General features: G+C 28.8%; 20 protein-coding genes and 1 tRNA gene. 13 read left to right on the top strand and 8 right to left on the bottom strand.

The features are described from left to right. Positions 1-20: 20 nt before the first annotated feature. Complete coding sequence (locus tag A4F88_RS05875) at positions 21-968, bottom strand: hypothetical protein (protein WP_068841625.1); 948 nt, start codon at positions 966-968, stop codon at positions 21-23. 86 nt (positions 969-1,054) lie between these two features. Between A4F88_RS05875 and A4F88_RS05870 the strand changes: the two genes are divergently transcribed. The 3 genes from A4F88_RS05870 to A4F88_RS05860 are packed head-to-tail and all read left to right on the top strand — an operon-like array spanning position 1,055 to position 4,510. Further along, complete coding sequence (locus A4F88_RS05870; protein ID WP_068841624.1) at positions 1,055-1,984, top strand: hypothetical protein; 930 nt, start codon at positions 1,055-1,057, stop codon at positions 1,982-1,984. A 2-nt stretch (positions 1,985-1,986) separates the two neighbouring features. Then, positions 1,987-2,466: a hypothetical protein gene (locus tag A4F88_RS05865; RefSeq protein ID WP_068841623.1), complete on the top strand. Its 480-nt coding sequence runs from the start codon at positions 1,987-1,989 to the stop codon at positions 2,464-2,466. After that, a complete protein-coding gene (locus A4F88_RS05860) occupies positions 2,453-4,510 on the top strand; it encodes an AAA family ATPase (protein WP_068841622.1) in 2,058 nt (685 codons plus the stop codon). The genes A4F88_RS05865 and A4F88_RS05860 overlap by 14 nt, the downstream gene beginning before the upstream one ends. An 8-nt stretch (positions 4,511-4,518) precedes the next feature. Here A4F88_RS05860 and A4F88_RS05855 read toward each other — a convergent pair whose 3' ends face one another. Beyond that, entirely contained in the window at positions 4,519-5,448 is a 930-nt protein-coding gene (locus A4F88_RS05855) for an HNH endonuclease (RefSeq protein WP_068841621.1), read from the bottom strand. Between the two features lie 164 nt (positions 5,449-5,612). On the opposite strand from A4F88_RS05855, the gene A4F88_RS05850 reads away from it, so the two are divergent. From A4F88_RS05850 to A4F88_RS05830, 5 genes are all read left to right on the top strand, one after another. After that, complete coding sequence (locus A4F88_RS05850) at positions 5,613-6,368, top strand: LytR/AlgR family response regulator transcription factor (protein WP_068841620.1); 756 nt, start codon at positions 5,613-5,615, stop codon at positions 6,366-6,368. After that, the gene (locus A4F88_RS05845; RefSeq protein ID WP_068841619.1) at positions 6,346-9,372 is read left to right on the top strand and encodes a sensor histidine kinase; all 3,027 of its coding nucleotides are present in this window, start codon (positions 6,346-6,348) and stop codon (positions 9,370-9,372) included. Before A4F88_RS05850 ends, A4F88_RS05845 begins: the two co-directional genes overlap by 23 nt. 102 nt (positions 9,373-9,474) lie before the next feature. Then, positions 9,475-10,062 carry a hypothetical protein gene (locus A4F88_RS05840; protein WP_068841618.1) on the top strand — a complete coding sequence of 196 codons (588 nt, stop codon included), beginning with the start codon at positions 9,475-9,477 and terminating at the stop codon, positions 10,060-10,062. Positions 10,063-10,237: 175 nt separating this feature from the next. Next, entirely contained in the window at positions 10,238-10,828 is a 591-nt protein-coding gene (locus tag A4F88_RS05835) for a hypothetical protein (RefSeq protein ID WP_068841617.1), read from the top strand. A gap of 4 nt (positions 10,829-10,832) precedes the next feature. Then, positions 10,833-11,042 carry a hypothetical protein gene (locus A4F88_RS05830; protein WP_143155006.1) on the top strand — a complete coding sequence of 70 codons (210 nt, stop codon included), beginning with the start codon at positions 10,833-10,835 and terminating at the stop codon, positions 11,040-11,042. A gap of 76 nt (positions 11,043-11,118) precedes the next feature. On the opposite strand, the gene A4F88_RS05825 is transcribed toward A4F88_RS05830, so the two are convergent. After that, positions 11,119-11,391 (bottom strand): helix-turn-helix transcriptional regulator, encoded by a 273-nt coding sequence (locus tag A4F88_RS05825; protein ID WP_082815711.1) that lies wholly within the window; start codon positions 11,389-11,391, stop codon positions 11,119-11,121. A 110-nt stretch (positions 11,392-11,501) separates the two neighbouring features. On the opposite strand from A4F88_RS05825, the gene A4F88_RS05820 reads away from it, so the two are divergent. Beyond that, on the top strand, positions 11,502-12,062 hold the full coding sequence (locus tag A4F88_RS05820; protein WP_156062654.1) for a hypothetical protein: 561 nt from the start codon (positions 11,502-11,504) through the stop codon (positions 12,060-12,062). A 90-nt stretch (positions 12,063-12,152) separates the two neighbouring features. On the opposite strand, the gene A4F88_RS05815 is transcribed toward A4F88_RS05820, so the two are convergent. From A4F88_RS05815 to A4F88_RS05800, 4 genes are all read right to left on the bottom strand, one after another. After that, positions 12,153-13,052 carry a hypothetical protein gene (locus tag A4F88_RS05815; RefSeq protein WP_068841614.1) on the bottom strand — a complete coding sequence of 300 codons (900 nt, stop codon included), beginning with the start codon at positions 13,050-13,052 and terminating at the stop codon, positions 12,153-12,155. A gap of 105 nt (positions 13,053-13,157) precedes the next feature. Next, positions 13,158-13,784: a recombinase family protein gene (locus A4F88_RS05810; RefSeq protein WP_068841613.1), complete on the bottom strand. Its 627-nt coding sequence runs from the start codon at positions 13,782-13,784 to the stop codon at positions 13,158-13,160. A 140-nt stretch (positions 13,785-13,924) separates the two neighbouring features. Beyond that, positions 13,925-14,236, bottom strand: a complete 312-nt coding sequence (locus A4F88_RS05805) for a hypothetical protein (RefSeq protein WP_068841612.1) — start codon at positions 14,234-14,236, stop codon at positions 13,925-13,927. Positions 14,237-14,252: 16 nt separating this feature from the next. Then, positions 14,253-14,576 carry a hypothetical protein gene (locus A4F88_RS05800; protein ID WP_068841611.1) on the bottom strand — a complete coding sequence of 108 codons (324 nt, stop codon included), beginning with the start codon at positions 14,574-14,576 and terminating at the stop codon, positions 14,253-14,255. Positions 14,577-14,713: 137 nt separating this feature from the next. On the opposite strand from A4F88_RS05800, the gene A4F88_RS05795 reads away from it, so the two are divergent. From A4F88_RS05795 to A4F88_RS25905, 4 genes are all read left to right on the top strand, one after another. Beyond that, on the top strand, positions 14,714-15,007 hold the full coding sequence (locus A4F88_RS05795; RefSeq protein ID WP_068841610.1) for a helix-turn-helix domain-containing protein: 294 nt from the start codon (positions 14,714-14,716) through the stop codon (positions 15,005-15,007). 18 nt (positions 15,008-15,025) lie between these two features. After that, positions 15,026-16,072, top strand: a complete 1,047-nt coding sequence (locus tag A4F88_RS05790; protein ID WP_068841609.1) for a hypothetical protein — start codon at positions 15,026-15,028, stop codon at positions 16,070-16,072. Between the two features lie 1,129 nt (positions 16,073-17,201). Next, complete coding sequence (locus A4F88_RS05785; RefSeq protein WP_162268786.1) at positions 17,202-17,927, top strand: hypothetical protein; 726 nt, start codon at positions 17,202-17,204, stop codon at positions 17,925-17,927. Positions 17,928-18,200: 273 nt separating this feature from the next. Further along, positions 18,201-19,766, top strand: coding sequence for a recombinase family protein (locus tag A4F88_RS25905; RefSeq protein WP_394332901.1), 1,566 nt, complete (start codon positions 18,201-18,203; stop codon positions 19,764-19,766). Here A4F88_RS25905 and A4F88_RS05780 read toward each other — a convergent pair. Further along, positions 19,720-19,799 (bottom strand) — tRNA-Leu (locus A4F88_RS05780). The genes A4F88_RS25905 and A4F88_RS05780 overlap by 47 nt on opposite strands. Positions 19,800-19,876: the final 77 nt, after the last annotated feature.

Genomic DNA, 19,876 nt, shown 5'->3' with positions numbered 1-19,876 from the left:
TATTTTTCATTGTATTAAATCTATTTTTTAGTTTCTTCGTACCAACAAGTTAAACAGACCCATATTTCTTCATCTCCTAAATCTTCGTCTTCAAGTAAGTATTTTACATTGCCTTTACAATCTTCTTTAATACAATCTTCTCTTATGACTCCAAAATCTGTTTGACAAATTATACAAGACATATCTGTTGATGTTGGTTCGTTTGGATTAAGAAAAGCCCATTTACTATCAGGTCTTAGTGTTCCTTCAGTAGTAATTTCTTCAGCTTTTTCCGTGCAAAATGGACAAAGATATTCTCTAGCGGTAATATTTACAGAAAAGTGATTTTTTAACTCTCCTTTTCCTAAGAAAGCTCTTAAATATTCCATTCTCATGTATTGATTGATGTCTTGCCATTCAACATGAGAATCATCATGGTCAAATCCAGGATGTTCATAAAACTTATTCAATACTGAATCCCAAAAGCTATCTTTTCCTAGTAGATAAGTAAATGAATTTAAAATTAATTTTAATACATATTCTGGCGCTAGATTTTCTGTGCCTAATCCATGAACAATCTTATTACGCTTAATTCTTATATCTTCATAGTGGGTTGGAAAATCATCATGTATTTCTTTTAAATTAACACAAGCATAGAATGTTTTTAATAAGTCATCTCCACCAATTGTATTGAAATCAGAAAAAGACTCATCTCCGCTATTTGGTAAAGTTTTCCAATCACTCCTTTTTCTATCAATTAAAAGGAGTGGAGATTTTTTGCAAATTTCAGATTTAAGTAATCCTTCAATTGCTTGATGAATTAGTACAAGAGAGGTTCTTAAAACAATCTGATTATAATTCCAAATTTTATTGCGAGGAGTTTCGGGAGTTAATGCATTATCTACATTGCAAATATTATCATAGGCTTGAAGTAAACATTCGATGCCTACATTTTGATATTCACTTGAATTAGGTATATCTTTTATCACTTGATAACATGTTTTTTAATTGCTTACAATATAAACATATTCTTGATAAAATTTTATTAATTTTAGAACCTAATTAATTTCAAAGAATGATAAAAACTGAATTCGGAACATTTGATGGAGACAAATGGGAATATATTTGTCAAATTTGTTTTAAGCAGAATTTTAGAGAAGAAGTTTATATCGAAGTTAAAGCAACGCCTGGCGATTATGGGATAGAAGGCTTTACTCGTACTGGTAAAGTTTTTCAGTGTTATTGCCCTGATGAAACATATTCAAGCTCTGATTTATATGAAAAACATAGGGATAAAGTAACTAAAGATTTGAAAAAGCTTAAAACCTATGAGAAACAGTTAAAGGCTTTTTTAGGAGACACTAAAATCAACAAATGGTATTTTGTTACTCCTCTTCATAGCAAGAATGATATAGTTGCGCATTGTACATCAAAGAGAGATGAAGTTAAATCTTGGCAGTTGTCTATTATTGATAATGAAAATTTTGAAATTATTTTTGAAGATATTAATTTTCTTCATCCACACCTTACACTAGCTTTAGATTCTACTAATCAAAAAATTAATTTATCTCCGAATGATGAAATTACTGATGGAGAAAAGTTAAAATGGAAAGGTAGTGAAATATCATTAGTTGAAAATGCTCAGAGAAAACATTTATCAAGGTTTGACAGCAGTGCTAATAATGTTGAAGAAAGAGTAGATATATTAACTGAAAAAACAATTGCATCTTTTTTAGGCGGAAATATATTATTGAGGACGTGGGAAAACCAATATCCTACAGAATATGAAAAATTTTTAGCAATTGTTAGTCTAGTTGAAAACGAAGTAGTGGAAAAATGTATGTTTCCTGTGGAAGATAAAAATAAACTATATTTTAGCTTTAGAGATTTAGTCACTGATAAACTTAATATTGCATTTCCAAAATTAGAGCAGGAAATGATTATTAATCTGACAAATCAAGTAATGGCAGACTGGATTCTGAGATGTCCAATAAATTTTGAATAATTATGAGTGATTTTGAAATTAAAAGTTTGAAATTTTCTAAAAAGCCAATTTCTATTCCCGCAGATTATAGACCAATGTATAAAATTGCTCAAATTGTAATGATTTTAAGCATTACTTGTACTGGAAACAAGTCAAGTTTATTGAAATTACATCTGTTGAGTTGGGCTTTAAAAAATGATGAAAATAAAGATGAAGTTTTAGAACTGATTAAGAATAATTATGTTGCAGAAATGACAGTATGGGGTATAGAACCTGCGCTTAATAGAGCTTTATTGTTTTGCGTAGCTGAAGATATTTGTAAAATTGAAGGAGGTAAATATTTGTTAACAGAAAAAGGTAAAGGTTTTTTTAAACTTATAAAAAAAAATGATGTTTTTAATGAAGAATTAGAGTTTTTGAATTTCGTAGGGAAAAGAAAAATAACGGATAATAGAATAGAATCTATTTCAAATAAATGGTCATTATTCAATGTTGAAAATTAATAAAATAAAGTTTGAAATAAATACAATATCAGGATTGTATGGCTCACAATATGAGTTTACTGAAGGATTAAATATTATTAGAGCCAATAATACAAGTGGTAAAAGTAGCCTCTTTCAGGCAATAACATATTGTTTGGGTTTTGAAGAGATTATTGGAGGAAAGAATGAAAAGACCATGCAATCAGTTTTTAGAGACCAAGTAGAATTTCCCGAAGGTTCTTTTCATCAAGTAATCCAGTCCTTTGTTTATCTTGAAATTGAAAATGAGAAACAAGATATTATCACTATAAAGCGGAGTGTAGCTAGCAATTCAGGTAGGAAACCACAACTTGTAGATGTTTATTTTGGTAAATATATTGATGAAAGTGAAAGTAATATTGTTGATTTTAAACCGATGTACATTCATGACAAGGGTGGTGCAACGGATGAAATTTATGGGTTTCATTTATTTTTGGAAAACTTTTTAAATTGGTATCTTCCTAATGTTTTAACTAATTCTGGAGATTCAAGAAAGCTTTATATACAGCAGATAGCTTCATCTTTTATGATTGAGCAAAAATCAGGCTGGTCTGATTTTTTTGCAACAATGCCATATTACAGTTTAACAAATAAAGAAGCTAGAGCAATAGAGTTTTTATTAAAATTAGATGTAACAGAAAACAAAAAGAGAAAACAAAGAATTGCTTTTACAAAAAGATTAATTGAAGAGAAATGGATATCACTAAATAATCAATTCGTTAGGTATGCTGAAAAAGGTGGAGGAAAAATAATTGGTATTGAACAAAAACCAATTATTATAAACGATTATAGTAAGATTAATGTTTTGCTAACTAAAGATGAAGTCGATTATTCAATCTCTGATTATATTGATTTACAAATCGAAGAATTAAAAGCCACAGAGAATAAATCTATATATTCTGTGGGTCAAAATATTTCCAGTGATGAATCTCAATTAGAGAAATTAAATCTTTTTATAAATAAACTGTCCTTAAATTTTGAATTATTGTCAACAGAATTAAATTTTGATGTAGATAAACTTCGTAGTTATAGAAATCAGTTAGATTTACTTAAAGATGATTTGCGAAAAAACAAGGGAGCTTTAAAAGTTAAAAACCTAGGCTCAGATTTTAATTTAAAAGTTGCGAATAATAACTGTCCAACTTGTAATCAAGACTTAAAGGATTCGTTATTACCTTTGGAAGTAGAACAAATTCCAATGCGCTTGGATGAAAATATTGATTTTATCGACGCTCAAATAAAAATGATTTCGGTTTATATTGATGGTCAGAAGAGAACAATCAAAGAAAAAGAAAAAAAGTTGGATGCTTATAGGGCAAAATTATCAGAAGCCAGAGCCAATGTAAGACAAATTAAAAAAGAATTAATTTCTGATGAAAGACTTCCATCCATTATTGAAATTGAAAATCGTCTTAACCTAAAAAAAAGAATAGAGTTTTATAGTAAATATCTGGAAGATTTCAATCTTTTACTAGAAGATTTAAAAAAACTTTCTAAAGAATGGGAAAAAATTATCTCAGACGAAAATGGATTGCCTAGAAATTATTTCTCAAGTTTGGACAATGAAAAATTAAACTTCTTAGAACAGAATTTTAAAATTTTACTTAAGGAATTTAGCTATACAAGCCAACAAAGTGAGGTAATTCATTTGTCTAGGGAAAACTATTTACCTGTTATACGTAAACCATTTGGTGACGAAACAAAAGATTATGATATAAGATTCGATTCGTCTGGGAGTGACTTTATTAGATGTATTTGGGCTTACACATTTAGTTTGTTAAATACTTCTATAAAATTCAGTGGTAACCATCCAAGATTGATTATGATGGATGAGCCGAAGCAACAGGATGCCGCAATTGAAAGTTTTCATAATTTTTTAAAAAAGATATCTCAATACAAAGATGCTCAAATATTAATTTTTGCTTCTTTTGAGAATTCTGATGAAGCATTTACCACAGCAACAAAAGATGTTGATTTTAACTTAATAAAAATTGATGGGAAATTAATTCAACCTATCTCAAAATAATATAGTTATCATCGAGGTATATTAATTTCGGCATCTTCAAAAGAAAAATGCAGTATTTCATTATAAGTTATAGAGTTTTTTTCAATTAAATCAATTGCTTTAAAATTAAATACAGTTTTGTTTTTGTCATAAATGACTGAGGGGAATAAGTTTAAATTGGGGGTTTTTAATTTTGCTTTTTGATAATCAAACGTATTTGATAAGGGAAGAAATATTTGAACGACAACATTCCCAAAACCAATTATACAAGTCATTTCGGGTAAAAAGTGATTTTTATAATAGATTCTTTTTGCAGAATATAATTCAGCAAAAGGTTTTCGGAATTTCCCCGCTTTTATCACAGTGATAAATGCAGTGATAAATGCATCTGTTTCACTTGACTTGTCTAGAATCCAATCGAACACATTTTTATAGTCTTTGATTTTTTCACTAGGTAAAAGTGACAACGCAATTTTAACAAGAGATTTATAAACTAGAAAAGGTTTATGAGGGGGCTTTCTAAATGTTATTGTGAAAGTCTTGTTCTCTTTACTAATTTGATAATCATCGAGATTCTGTAAGATAACATTTCGCTTGTTGTCATTGACTGTTATAATAGTTCTTGTATGTTCATTTCCATCTTCCGTTCTTGATTGAAAGGTTGGAACTTTTTTTTTCCCTTTTACCCCCATTATTGTTAAATAAGGTCTGAAAAATATAGATAAATGGGATTCAAATCTACTAAATTTATTATTACATTTATCACATTCGTCATAACTTATAATTTTATTTTCGCCCATAAGTTCAGGAATAAGATGAGCTTCAGTATTAAAAGTTGTATGTTGTTCATCTAAATTGCAAAATCTACAGCTCTTTGGATTATTAGAAATTGCTATAAATGTTTTTGTAGATTCTATTAGTTCATATTTTTGCCAAAAATCTAATACATTTTTATTCATAATAAAAGAAGTAGTTAATTTTAAAAAAAATGTTTTCTTAATTCGTCTAAGATAGTATATTCTATTTTTTTTTGCACAATAGATTTATAATCCGATTACTCCACTTTAATGTACGTTTACTAATTGAATCTTATCAAATAAATAAAATATTTTACATTTATCAAATGATTAAAACTATAATTGTAGACGATGAATACAACGCAAGAGAGTTCTTAGAAAAACTTTTAACACGTTATTTTCCAAATAAATTTCTAATTCTTGATAAGTGCGAAAGTGTTGATGAAGCTATTGTATCTATAGAAAAATATAATCCAGAATTAGTTTTTCTAGATGTTCAAATGCCTAACAAAAATGGTTTTCAACTTTTAAAAGAATTAAATAAAGTAAAATTTGAAGTAATTTTTACCACTGCTCATTCTGAGTTTGCAATTGAAGCTATAAAATGTAGTGCTTTAGATTATCTATTAAAGCCAATCAATTATATCGATTTGTTGGAAACTGTTAAAAAGTATGATGAAAAGCAACATAAAGCATCCCAAGAAGAAAAACTAAAGTTACTTCTGGAGAATATTGACACAGGAGGCTCTGAATTTAATAGAATAGCATTGCCGACGGAAAATGGATTTGAGTTGCTTAAAACGAACGCAATACTTTATTGTGAGGCAGATAGTAATTATTGTAAAATTGTCTGCTTAGATGGCAGAAATATAACTTTATCTAAAACTTTGAAATATATTGAAGAACTTCTTCCAAGTTCCATTTTTCAAAGAATTCATAAATCATATTTAGTAAATCTGAATTATGTTATTCGATTTAATAAAACCAATGAACTCCTTGTGGAACTTAGCAATGGGGAAAGTCTTCCTGTATCTGTTAGAAAAAAAGAAGAATTTATAAATGCTATCATTCAGAAAAAATAACCTTTTATTTATACTGTTTTGTTTTGTTGAAATAGCTTTTTCACAACAATTTCCATCGGAGAATTTCTCTACAATTGATGGATTGCCAAATAATAGTGTTTATTCCATATTTAAAGATAGTAGGGAAATTCTATGGGTTGGAACAGCAAATGGATTATCAGCAATTCAAAATGGTGGAGTGAAGAATTACTATGTTTCTGATGGATTGGCTCATAATAGTTGTTGGTCGATTGTTGAAGATAGAAATCATAATATGTGGTTTGGTAGTCATGGAGGAGGCTTGACTTTTTATAATGGCAAAAAATTTGAAGTCATTAGTAAAAAGAAAGGATTAATTCATGACAAAATTAGACGATTATTTATTCATAAAGATTTCCTTTATGTAGGAACAGAATTTGGAATTTCTGTGCTTGATATCAATTCTAAAAAAATCATTTTCAGTAAGAAAATTGTTGGTTGCAGGAATTTATTTCAAGTCATGGATTTTGTTGAAATAAACTCTAAAATCTATTTTGGAACTTTTAATGATGGTTTTTGGCGAGTTGATTTGTCTACAGAAAGTATAAAATTGATAAATCATAAACAACCAGATATATTTTCAATTCATAAGAAAAATGATAGTCTTTTTATTTGTCATAGTGATGCAATTGGTAAATCCATAAGCAAAATTAAAATTACCGATTATTTAAAAAATGAAGAATCCAACATTCGTTTTGGGAGTAGTGTTTTTTGGAATTTTGTCACTGATAAAAAAGGAGTGACTTATGTAGCAGGTAATGGAATTAATTTTGCTACGGGGGGAATTTATAAGGAAGTAAATAATAAACTTGTTAATCTTAATAGAGAGTTTGGTATCGAAAGTTCTGAAGTTTGGAGTTTGTTTTATGATTCTTCAACTGACAACTTATATGTAGGGACTATAAATAAAGGACTATTTAAAATTGATTTGAAACAACAGATTAAATATTATCCTTCATCATTTTATAATAAATCAAAACTAGATATAGTATGTCTTAAGAAGATGGGGAATAATGAGCTTATTCTACATAAGGATGGGCTACTATTTCTTAGCGGAAAAGAAATTACTACTGAAATTACAAATCAGATGTTTTATAATTTTGCCAGTAAATGGTATAAAGAAAATTCAACATTTAGATATTTTGAACACAATGTGTCTTCTGATGCAAAGGCGCTAAAAGGTATTGAGTTAAGAAGCATTCAGGTATTGAATTCAGTTATTTGGGTCAATTCAACGATTGGATTGTTTGGAATTAATTCTAAAGGACAAATAACGCTTTATTCTCCGTATTCTGTAAGTGCTTATACTTTTTTGAATCAAAATGCAATAATTTATCAAGTTGCTTATGGCAAGTTTTATAAATCAGAAAATTTTAGAAATAATAAAGGTTTTAAAATATATGAGTTGTCAGACGAAAATACCCCAAGGGATGCTTTCGGCATTTATTCTTTATATGGTAAATATTATATTGCTTCTTCATCAGGTGGGTTGTATATCTTTCAAAATGATAAATCCGTTTCTTGTGATTTAAATAAAATATGGAATGAAAAAGAACTTGTTCAGGCTAAAGTTAATGATAAAAGTGAACTTGTAATTGCAAACTCTTTCGGAGATGTTTTTGTTATTGATGTTTCAAAAGGATTTAAAGTAATTAAAAAAATTAATCGAAAAGAGTTAATTGGTAATTCGATTTCATTTTTGGAATGCTACAAAGACATTTTGTTTATAGGTACAGAAAAGGGTTTAAATATTTATAAAAACGGCAGTACTAGATTAATTGATGAGGAACAAGGCTTAAGAGCTAAAGTTTTTACTTCCTCAAATATTGAAGGAACTATTTTAAAAATTGGAACTCAAAATGGTTATTATGAATATGACTTTAAAGATTATGTCTCAGCCAAAAACAATTCTATAAAAATAAAAGTTACAGGAATTGAAGTCAACTTTGAAAAGATAAATCAAAATCGTTTTAAATGGTTAAATTATAATTCGGATAAAATTGAATTACCATATAATAGGAACACGATTTCAATTGCATTTGAACCTCAATTTGCACTATATCGTAATAAGCTAGAATACAGATATAAGCTATTTGGATTAACTAATTCTAATTGGAGTAAATGGACAAAAGATAAAAATATTAATCTTACTTATCTGCCAGATGGTAATTATAAAATTAGATTACTAACCAAAGATTTGTACTCTGGTCAAATACATTCAAATGATATTTTAAATATTGTAATAACTCCGCCTTTTTGGAAAGCTTGGTGGTTTGTAATAAGCTGTTTTATTTTTGTTTTTGTATGTGGATACCTCATTTATATTAATCGGATTCGTATCATAAAAAAGGAGGAACGAGCAAAGGCAGAGGTTCAAAAACGTTTAGCGGAAACAAAAATGGAGGCATTGCAAAGCCAAATGAACCCTCATTTTATCTTTAACGCAATGAACTCTATCCAGAATTATATTATCGATAATAACACAGATGATGCCTTAATGTATATGGGAGAATTTTCGAAGATAATTCGTCAAACATTGAATAATTCATCAATTCAAAAAATTGCATTATCTGATGAAATTGAATATCTAAAATCTTATGTCGCCCTAGAAAATATGAGATTTAGAAATCACATTCAGTTTGAGCTTATCGTTGCTGAAGAATTAGATTTATTTGAAATTGAAATTCCTCCAATGTTAATTCAACCATTTATTGAAAATGTATTTGTCCATGCATTTGACTCTCATTCAGCAAATCCAAAATTAACTCTTTCGTTTACTAAGCAAAATAACTTTTTGTTATGTAAAATTATAGACAACGGAAAAGGAATGCAATTAATGAATTTAAATAAACTTCACACATCAAAAGGGATTGACTTAGCGAAAGAACGTATTGCCCTATTCGATGCTCATAATTCTAATCCTATAATAATTACTTCCAATTTAAAAGAAGGAACTACAGTGGAATTACGTTTTCAAATTCTATAATTTTTTACGATTAATCATAAAATCTGTACGAGAACTAGTTGTTCAAATTTTAATATTTCTATAGAGTTAGTTTTGGATTATATTAATCTTAAAAACAATACAATGAATAATTTAAAATTACTTATGAAGATTTTTTTCTGTACTTTTCTTATGACAATATCTTATAGTTGCAGTAGTGATATTGATGAATTAAATGAAGCGATTAATGCTGATGGCGTTAATAAAGATTCAAAAGTTTCATTGAAAATTAATGATATATCTTATCAGGAATATTTTGATTCAAAAGCCCCAACATATCAAAATACACACACCTTTAAATGGAGTAAAAATCAATATAGTGATGGATATTCTTTAAGAGGTTACATTGTTTATATCGCTTCAGCTACGGAAATTTCTTTAGAAGGCCCAGGATATATAACTTTTGATATTGGAAGTGATGTGAAACAAGGTCAAGTTTATGATGTTAAATCATCTAATTTTGATTTTAAGATAAGTTTCGGAGGGCTTTCGAATAGTTCTTATAGCTTACAAAACACTACAATTGGGCAATTAAAAATCACATATTTTGATGGTATTACAATGAGTGGCGAATTCACTTTTACGAATGTTGGGCGTTGGAAAAGTGATAATAAAAAAGAAGATGCTAAAATATCGGGCACATTTACAAAAATTGAGGAAGACAAATCTTAAGTATTCTTAAAAACGGACTACGAAAACTATTCAGAAATGAATAGTTTTTTATTTTTCTCCAACGTTCAATTTTAAAATCTGTACGATAACTAATTCGGAAAACATTCAAACTTCAGCAGATTTATATTCGCTAAAAATTATTATTAAAAACGTATAAATCAATTAAAAATAAGCAATGGATAAAAAAGAATTATTCCAATCAATGATTAATTCATTAACTGAATTTCAAATTATAGGCAAATTTGATAGTGGAGATATAATTATAAACTTCTTACCAATTGCTTCAGCAAAATTGTGCGATTTTGAGTATGCGATTTTCCATGACAAAAAATGGTATAAGGTAGTTGCCTCGAAAAAAGATTCAAAGATTAAAATATTTGAGCAAAATGATAATGTATGGGAAACGGTTTTATCCGTTTTAAAAGATGATTCTGTAGAAAATGAACCTGTGGATTTAATTGACCTTGCAAAACATTTTGTTACTGAAGCTAATGAACTAAATTTAGAAGGAGAACTGATAGGTAAAACTCTTTGGATAGCGGAGACACTATTTGGGAAGTTGCTTGGCTTTATTGACAATAATGAGGAATTTATTTCAATGGCTATAGAAATTGATTCTGAATTATATTTTAATCCGAATGAGACGCAACATAGTGATTTTGCATTTTTTTGTAAAATTACTAAGAGATATTATGATGCTTTTGTCAGAGTTGAAAAAAGTAAGTATTTAGGATTAACATCAAATGGACAAAAAATTAAATTTTAATATTATGAAAAGAATAGAATTAGAGCACTTGATAATATATATGCGTGTTCAATATGAAGATAACGCAGAAATAAATTCAGATACAATTCTGGATGAGTTTAACGCTACTGCAAGAGATATATTTACTGTTGATGATGATATGTTTAATGAAAACATTGATGATGTTAGAGAATTCATTATGAGTGATATTAGTATATATACTTTAATAGATTAGTTTTCTTGACAGACACTACACAAAAAAGCCACTCCATAATTGAAGTGGCTTTTTTGTGTTATTTAAAATCACTTATTTATTCAGTTGAAGGTGGAGTTAATTCAAAATTAAATATTTCACTTGGAGCAACATCTAACGCTCTGGCAATTTTGAAGATAGTACTTACAGTAGGATTTATTCTTACAGTTTCTATTCTAGCAATTTGTGAAAGAGTTATTTCAGAACGATAAGCCAGCTCTTCTTGTGATAGCCCTTTTTCAGCGCGTATCTCTTTTAATCGTTTAGCTAACAATTCCAAACCTTCTTGGTCGAAGATTAATTTTCTCGATTTTGTCTCATTCTTTTCCACTTGTCAAAAAGAACATATAAAAAACAAAATCATTATAGCACTTGTGCTATAATTTGTATATTTGTGATAATTTTTAAAAATCACATTAATTAAATTTTAACCAAAAACAAATGAGAAAAATATTAAATGCCGTTTTAAATTTTAAAAACTGCCATCGGCTTCTATTGATGGCAATAGTTTCCTTATTCGCAATCAGTTGTAATGATTTGCCAGCTGACCTACAGGCAAGAAAAACTGCTTGTATTAAAGAGAATGAACGATTGATAGCAAGAGAAGATACCATAAAGATGGATTGGGAATATGAAAAAATAATTGTGGACTATACTAAATTGAACGAGGATATCAAAAGCTATACGTCTGACTGCAATAAAAGAGGAATATCAAAAAATAATGATGAACTCATAAATGGAATCAAATACAGAATAGCCACCTTCCAGAAGAAGTTAAAAGAAAAAGAGGAAAAACCAACTTATGGCTATAGTTCGTCGTCAACTAGTTCTTCAAGTAAAAAATGTTCATGGTGTGGAAAATCGTTCAGTGGAACACATTACACACATCTTGGAAAAATATCAGAATGTTACAGTACGGATTCTTCGACTTCGATAGGAATATACTGCTCAATGAAATGTTGCAGTGAAGCCAGAAGAAGTACTTGTCCAACCTGTAGATAGTTCAAAAAAAAAAGCAACTCAAATTACGAGTTGCTTTTTTTAGTCTTAACTTAAATTTTCATGATTTTTTGGAATTGTATTTGTAAAATTTTAATCATTTATTATAGGGATTTTTGAATCTCTAATAGAATCTTTAACAATTTTCTCCTTCATTCTTTTGTTGCCAATGCATGCAGAATCATCCAATAAATCTTCAAATTTAAAAATTCTTATTTCGCTTGGTCTTAATTTACCGTTCCTGTCTTTAACAAGCTTATGACACTTCACAAAAATATATTTATCATTTGAATATAGTATTTCAAAAGTTGCAGAATTTTCAATTTTTTCAGCTTTACAAATCAAGTTGTCTATATTTTTTAATTCAGCAGGAAGTAGAAAGACATCATGAAATTTCACCATGAATTCAAATAACATTGTTACTTGGATAAATACTAAGATTACACCAAAAATAGGAGCTACTTTTCTGAAGTGGTGAAGTAATTCAACATCTTTACAGAAGTATATTGAAAGATTTATAAAGGCAAAAGCGAAAAGTGTAATTAATATATTTACGGGAAAGTATAGAAATAAGCTTGGTATTTTTTCGATATTCGCTATGAAATAATCATTGGAATATTTGGCAATAATCAGACAGCCAAAAACTAGGATTAGAAATAATATTGATAAAAAAATCTTTCCTCTTTTTACAGTAAAGACATTTTTTTCTGTATCATCAGTATTAGTATCATCATCGAGTTTTTTCCAAAAATAGAATAGGATAAAAACTGAAATCGAAAATATTGTTAAAAATAATAGTACAAGTAATCCGTCAGGTATAATTTGACTTACAGAAAAAAAGCGAATAAATGAAAATGAAATTCTTGAAAGTTCAATTAACTGCCACATACCGCCTAATAAAGCGGGTAAAATTACTATCAAGTTAAGATTGTTTTTTAAAAATTTAAGAGGCGATTTTTTAAAATTCCAATATATTTCTACAAGTTCATTCATTTGGTTTATATATTATATTTCTTTCCAAAGTAACATAATATATTGAACAATTGATTTGTTATTTATTTTAATGATTGTTTTTTAATTGCATAGAAAAAGTTGTAATTATTTCATTTGTCTACACTGCATTACTTTTTTTACTTTGGTTATCGTTGCTGAAGATGCTCCTGTAATTTTAGAAATTTCACGAATAGTTAAACCTTTTAGAAGTTTTTTGACAATAGTCTGGTGTCGTTGTAAAAGCTTTTCGTCAGTTTGGATACTTCCCAATTTTCTACCTGTGAATTTACCCAAAGCTTTGCCAATTGCTACACCCTCGGCAGTTCTAGTTTTAATACGGTTGCGCTCCATCTCGCCAATACTCCCCATCACTGAAATCACAAGTTTTGCCATTGGGTTTTCCTGTCCATTATCAAGAATGGTTGAGAATCCTTCTTTTAAAGATTTAAGATTAATATTGTTTTGAGTAAATAATTCAATAGTATTTAGAATATCTAATAAATTTCTCCCAAGTCTATCGACTGAATCCACTACGACAGTGCAGTAATTATTTTGACTTGTAATTTCATCAAACATTTTTATTGCCTCAGGACGTTGCATAAATGGAATATTTCCTTGAATTTTTTCAATGAAGACAAATTTTGGGTCATAGCCAATGTGATTTTTGAAATTCTCGATTTGGCGACTTGAATTTTGTTGGGTAGTAGAGATTCTAGAATAGAAGTAAAACATAACTTAGAATTTTAATTGATTTTCGCTTTAAAATTAGACTCTGAATTATTTTAAAACATTTGACTTATTTGATGATGCTTTAGCGAGGTTTAGCTGTTTTAGATTATGGTTATAGTCTAAAACTAAAACATGATTGAAATTTATTTTCCTTCAATCCAATCGATAACAGGAACCAACATATCACAATATGCTCCTTCAAAGGTTTTAACTACTTCACGATTTTTGTTGATGAATATTATTGTGTAATCGTCAACCCAACGAAGACAAATTTTTACCCATCCTTTGTGCTTTAATCCATTTACTTGAAAAGATAATCCACCTTCAAATTCTTTGCTTTCACTAATTGCGGAAAAGCTTTTGGCTCCCCATGCCATTAAAGCACTTCTGTCCGCATAATTAATTTGTTCTAGTATTGTATGTGCAATTTGCATCGTTCTTGATGTTGTTTCCATGTTTTTATTAATGACGTTAGTCTAATGCTCCAAAGCTTTTTATATATTCTTCAGGTGTTTTAGGATTCCAGAAGCTTTCAAATTGAATTGCAGTAACAGAATTTGTTCTGATTAGTTCTCCAAGATTTTTAATTGATTTTACGGATAGTGTTCCGCAATCTGTCCAAACTTGATTTATTCTAAAATCATTTCCTTTTGACTCTTCGTTTAAAACTGCATTACCAAAATCTTTTAGGCTAAAATATGGTCTATAGCCATTTTGAGTTACCAATTGAAGAGTTAGTCCTTTTAGGCTTTCTTTGATTTCTCTTAATTCTAATTTAAATTCTGTTGCTGTCATAAATCAAGTGATGCTTTATTATTATATGACAAAGTAAAGTAATATTTTACTTAAAAGCAAATATTGTTTTATTTTTATTAATATAAAGTAAGTCTTGCTTTATTTTTTGATTATCTTTGGATTGTAAAAAAAGTGAAATGGAAATATTACGATTAAAACAATTGATGAATTTGAAAGGAATTTCTAGAGAAGAACTTGCTAGTAGGGTTGGTGTAAGCATGACAACAATCTCCAATATTTCATCAGAGAAAAATTTGCCAACAATAAATTTATTGCTTCAGTTGGCAGAAGCACTGGATGTTGATATAAGAGAGATGTTTGTTCCGACTAAAGGTAGTTCTATTACTCAAAATGAGATTGAGGAAGCAAAAGTGTTTTTTGAAAAGGGACTGAAAATTCTTGAAGGAACAAAGCAAAAGTTTAATAATTAAATCATACCAAATAGAATTATGGAAGTTTTATCATCATTTATTTCTAATATAAAAGAAAAAACAAGTAATCCGTTTTTTGGAACATTAATTTTAGTATGGTTGATTAGAAATTGGGAACTGGTTTATACACTATTCAATTTCGATGATGATTGTACATTAGATGATAAAAAAGCTTTTATTGTCAATTATTACAGTAATAAAATCTGGTGGCAGGACTTATTGCTTAATATAGGACTTGCATTAGCTCTAATGATTTTAGGCTACTTTTTAATTGTGGGTACAAGAGTTATCGTAAATATTGTTAATCACAATGTTACTCCAAGGTTAAATGAATTAACGGTTAGTAAGTTAGTCGTAAATAAAAATAGATTTGAAACTGTAAGAAAACAGAGGGATGAATATTTTAATAAATTAGATGAAGCAGGAGAAAAAATTATTGGATTAGAACAAAAAAACTCTTTATCACAAAAGCAAAGTGTAGAATTAGAAAATGCAAATAAAGAATTAAATGTTGAGCTTAATGTTTTAAATAAGAAGCATAGTAATTTGAGCAACGAAAATGCTGGAAATATAAAGGCACTAGAAGAGAGTAGTATTGATTTAAAAGATAAAATTAAAGAAAATCAGAATCTATTTGTAGGGATAAGGAATTTGCAAAAAGACAATAATATTCTTCAAGAAAAAGAAACTGAAACGTATAATTTATTATTTGAAAGATTTGAAGATTTTGGTTTAAAAAATGATAAAGAGCAAATAAAACTTATAACTGCAATTCCTTATACGGTAATAGAAAAGTTTAATTTTTTGAGCAAAAACAATATGGACGAGCAGTTTTTTCAAATTGCGCAGATGATATTTGAGAAGGGAGAAACGTTATATCAATTTGATAAAAGTTTAATCAATAGTTACATGGATTTAAATTTGGTAAATAACAAGGATATCATTTTAGATAATCTTTTGGATAATCCACCCAACAGTAACAACATTTTTTTAACAGCAATTGGACATTCATTATTAATTTATAAAACAGTATTAGATATTTTGAAACATAAGAATTTCATTTAATTTGAATGTATGTGCTTAATAAATGTAAAAAAACTACAAATTTTGTTTTTTGATTAAAGTGAAATCGCATAAATGCTCAAATACTAGCAAATAAGGCTCTTTTAACGCAAAAAAGTTCGTTTAATACGTGCTCTTTATATTTCAAAATCGCTTCAAAATAGTTCAAAAAAGTGCTGTTTAAGTGCATAAAATAGCCGTTTTTGGCTAAAAATATTTTTTTGACATCATAGGTAATAAAGGCAGTGTGTTTTTTTTTGTGTATATAAAAGAGAGGTAACGAATAGAAGCATTTTGGTGATTTGATTTCTATGGGGGGAGGGCTACCCTAGGGGGGGGCTATGTAGAAGGGGGGTGCTATCAAGATAGGAGTGATATAGAAAAAGAATTGGTAAGTTTTTATGTAGATATAATTACATGCCTATTATACTTATAAATCTTTTTGTTGGTATAGTGTTTAAATGATAATATCCAATTGTTGCCGTAGGCTACCTTTTATTTTTTTGATGATGTTTCTTTGCAGAGAATAAGATTACTTCAATGTAATATGAATTATTTTATTCTTATACTTTTTCTTATTTTAATATTATTTGTATTCTTATTTTATTACTTTCCAGAAGGTATACTGTATCAGTTTTAGGTAGTATACCTATGTGTTTCTTATGGCAGTACTATGCTAATTGAGAGGTAGGGTTATGCTATTTTGAATCAATTCGGCCAATATATGAGAAAATAAAATAACACCAAAATTTATTTTTATTGGCTATCTCTAAATTCCGAAGTATATTTGTTATAAGTCAGTAAAGTGCGTTATTTGAGTGATTTAACGTTTGACAACTAAAGGAGTTTAGCGCCTAAAAAAGACAACTGTCTGGTAGATTAAATTCGGGTTTTGAAAAAACTATAATTAATAAACCTTCAATCAGAAATGGTTCTTCACCTTTCAAGAGGATTTATTTAAAAATCATAAAATATTTTAGTTTACAGTGTTAATCGGTCTGATTAATACTAAATAGTAATCCAATAAATCTTCAATTTGAATTGAGGGTAATAATATTATAATGCAATGTTTAAAAATAAAAAAATCGAATCTGACGGGTTAGATAATTTCCTTCGTTTATTTCCCAAAGTAATGAAAAATAAAGAGTTAACTCTTCTTCAGAAAATAATCATAAGTGATGTGATATCAAGACAAATTCAGGGACAACCATACTTTAAAACAAGTGGTGTTCTAGCAGAAGAGTTGGGAACTTATAAAAAGAAGACTATTCAAATGAATTTCCAATATTTGGAGAGTTTTGGCTATCTTAATACTAGACCATATAACGATGGAAAACATGCTAATGATTTACGTGAGGCTGAGGTTCTGCAAATTGAAAAATGGATATTTTCAGATGACTTTCTTGAAAAATCAGAGATTAGTATTCTACCAACAGTTAAGAAAAATAAGGATGGAGATTATGCATGGAATAGAAAAAGAAGAAAACGAAAATTAGTTTTTGTTGATGTTCAACAGTCGGAATTTTTCGAAGATGTTTTGCGTGAAAGTGTTGAGATAGATGAAGAGTTTTCTGAAGAACCAGATGAGGTGAGTGTTACTCATAGTAGTGATGGGAAGACTCTTCATAAAGGTTATCCTTTAATAAGTTTAGAGGATGATGTGGATAATGGATGTTCAATAGGAGAATCTTTTATTGAACAATATAAGTCTACTGGGAGTCTTCCATTTGAATTCGTGTATGTCGATTATGGAGGAGGAACAATTTTCGATGATGAGGTGCTTAGAATTCCTAATTCATCAAAGTATTTCCTGAAGTCTACATTGATGATGATAGATAACACATTATTTCCAGAATAATTTATGGAAATAAACAAAGAGTGTCTACTGGTCGTAAACATTCTGAACGGGATTTAGTCCCAATAACTAATCTTCCTCCCTAATAAAAATTGAGATGGGTGACTGAGAATAGAATTGTTAAGTATAACAGAGTGTAAAAAAAAATTAAATAGAAAAGGTGTTACATACACCAATGAAGAAGTAAAATTAATTAGAGATGTGCTATATAAATTCGCTGAAGTACATTTTAAAAATAAAGTAAATAAAATAAAGTAAAAACAAAAAGCAAATAGAATGAATAATAATATAAATGTAATAATATATTGCCGTGTGAGTACGGATGAGCAAGCTCAAAGAGGTTTTAGTCTTGATTACCAAGAAGAGTCATTAAGAAGATACTGTGAAGCAAGAAACTATAATATTGTTAAGGTATATAGAGAAGACCACTCTGCAAAAAACTTTAACAGACCAGAATGGTCAAAATTAAAGACTTATGCAAAAGCCAATAAAAAAGAAATTCATAAAGTCTTTTTTGCCAAGTGGGATAGGTTTTCTCGTAATGTGGAGCAGGCATTGACTGTTTTAAGAGAGTTTGATTCAATGGGGATTGAACTAAATGCATCTGAACAATACTTAGATACAAGTAATTCAGATAATAAGATGGTGCTGTCAATATATTTGACAGCAGGCGAGGTTGAACGGGATAAGATATCAAGTCGAACCATAGCAGGAACTTATCAATGTAAAAAAGATGGATATTTTACGGGAAAAGCTCCGTACGGTTATAATAATTTCCGCAATGAGCTTAAAAAGTCTACGTTAAAAGCTAATGACTATTCAATTTTCGTCAAAAGAGCATTTCATGAAGTGGCTATAAATATTGAACCTGTCGAAGTTATCCGAAAAAGATTGAGAGCAGATGGAATGAAGTTGGAAAAAAGCTCCTTTAGTGAAATGCTCAAAAATATCATTTATATAGGTAAGATATCAGTTCCTGAATACAAGAAAGAACCTGCGATGGTTGTTAATGGGAGACATGAAGCCTTAATTGACATTGAGACATTTAATAAAGTACAGGATGTCTTTAAAAGAAAAAGATGGCATGGAATAAAGCCTTCTCATAAAAATTTAGAATTTCCAATGCGTGATTTCTTAATTTGTGAAGTTTGTGGAGGTCAAATTACAGGTAGTTTATCTAGAGGTAGAAATAAAAAATACGCTTATTATCATTGTAGAAATAAATGTGAAACTAGGGTTCGTGCTGAGTATGCACATTCTAAAATTGGAAACATACTAGCTGAATTAGGAATTAATGAAAGTGCAAAAGGGCTTTATGTCGATATTTTAAAAGATTCTGAGTCTCAAATTAATGGAGATAAAGAAAATCAGTTAAAGCTAAAAAAAGAGCTTCAAAGGACTTTAAAAGGTAAAATAGAAGATGCGGAAGATATGTTATTGGCAAAAGATATTGATAAAGATAGATTTAATAATATCGTCTCTCGAATTAATAAAGAACTAAATGAGGTTAATAATGAAATTGAAATTCTGGGACTAAAAACAGACTCAATTAAATCAGATATTGAATCGGGGCTTAAGTTGCTTATGAATTTACAAGAATTCTTTGTGAATAGCGATTACGAAGGAAAAAGGATATTGGCAGGAGCTATATTTTCTGAAAAACTAATTTTTGGAAATGAAAATTGTCGAACCACTAAATTGAATGAGGTAATTGAGGTTTTGACTAGTAATAGCGGGACTTTAGAAGGTATTAAAAAACGAAAAGCCGTCAAAAATGACAGCTTTTCCGTTAATGTACCCGGAGCCGGAGTCGAACCGGCACGGTTTCCCACAGGTGTTTGAGACCAGCGCGTCTACCAATTCCGCCATCCGGGCTTAGCAGACGAAAAAATAATGAAATAAATCAATTATTTTAACGCAATAGAATAAGTAATTATGAGGTCATAATTGTG

Origin of the sequence: Flavobacterium chilense (assembly GCF_001602525.1) — a bacterium.
Lineage (GTDB): Bacteria > Bacteroidota > Bacteroidia > Flavobacteriales > Flavobacteriaceae > Flavobacterium > Flavobacterium chilense.
Note: the sequence above shows the minus strand (reverse complement) of the source record. Positions and strands in the feature narration are given on the sequence as shown.

Excerpts from the sequence above, each read along its gene's own strand:
- A4F88_RS05870 (WP_068841624.1), top strand. The coding sequence starts at position 1,055 with ATGATAAAAACTGAATTCGGAACATTTGATGGAGACAAATGGGAATAT.
- A4F88_RS05865 (WP_068841623.1), top strand. The coding sequence starts at position 1,987 with ATGAGTGATTTTGAAATTAAAAGTTTGAAATTTTCTAAAAAGCCAATT.
- A4F88_RS05860 (WP_068841622.1), top strand. The coding sequence starts at position 2,453 with ATGTTGAAAATTAATAAAATAAAGTTTGAAATAAATACAATATCAGGA.
- A4F88_RS05855 (WP_068841621.1), bottom strand. The coding sequence starts at position 5,448 with ATGAATAAAAATGTATTAGATTTTTGGCAAAAATATGAACTAATAGAA.
- A4F88_RS05850 (WP_068841620.1), top strand. The coding sequence starts at position 5,613 with ATGATTAAAACTATAATTGTAGACGATGAATACAACGCAAGAGAGTTC.
- A4F88_RS05845 (WP_068841619.1), top strand. The coding sequence starts at position 6,346 with ATGCTATCATTCAGAAAAAATAACCTTTTATTTATACTGTTTTGTTTT.
- A4F88_RS05840 (WP_068841618.1), top strand. The coding sequence starts at position 9,475 with ATGAATAATTTAAAATTACTTATGAAGATTTTTTTCTGTACTTTTCTT.
- A4F88_RS05835 (WP_068841617.1), top strand. The coding sequence starts at position 10,238 with ATGGATAAAAAAGAATTATTCCAATCAATGATTAATTCATTAACTGAA.
- A4F88_RS05830 (WP_143155006.1), top strand. The coding sequence starts at position 10,833 with ATGAAAAGAATAGAATTAGAGCACTTGATAATATATATGCGTGTTCAA.
- A4F88_RS05820 (WP_156062654.1), top strand. The coding sequence starts at position 11,502 with ATGAGAAAAATATTAAATGCCGTTTTAAATTTTAAAAACTGCCATCGG.
- A4F88_RS05815 (WP_068841614.1), bottom strand. The coding sequence starts at position 13,052 with ATGAATGAACTTGTAGAAATATATTGGAATTTTAAAAAATCGCCTCTT.
- A4F88_RS05810 (WP_068841613.1), bottom strand. The coding sequence starts at position 13,784 with ATGTTTTACTTCTATTCTAGAATCTCTACTACCCAACAAAATTCAAGT.
- A4F88_RS05805 (WP_068841612.1), bottom strand. The coding sequence starts at position 14,236 with ATGGAAACAACATCAAGAACGATGCAAATTGCACATACAATACTAGAA.
- A4F88_RS05800 (WP_068841611.1), bottom strand. The coding sequence starts at position 14,576 with ATGACAGCAACAGAATTTAAATTAGAATTAAGAGAAATCAAAGAAAGC.
- A4F88_RS05795 (WP_068841610.1), top strand. The coding sequence starts at position 14,714 with ATGGAAATATTACGATTAAAACAATTGATGAATTTGAAAGGAATTTCT.
- A4F88_RS05790 (WP_068841609.1), top strand. The coding sequence starts at position 15,026 with ATGGAAGTTTTATCATCATTTATTTCTAATATAAAAGAAAAAACAAGT.
- A4F88_RS05785 (WP_162268786.1), top strand. The coding sequence starts at position 17,202 with ATGAAAAATAAAGAGTTAACTCTTCTTCAGAAAATAATCATAAGTGAT.
- A4F88_RS25905 (WP_394332901.1), top strand. The coding sequence starts at position 18,201 with ATGAATAATAATATAAATGTAATAATATATTGCCGTGTGAGTACGGAT.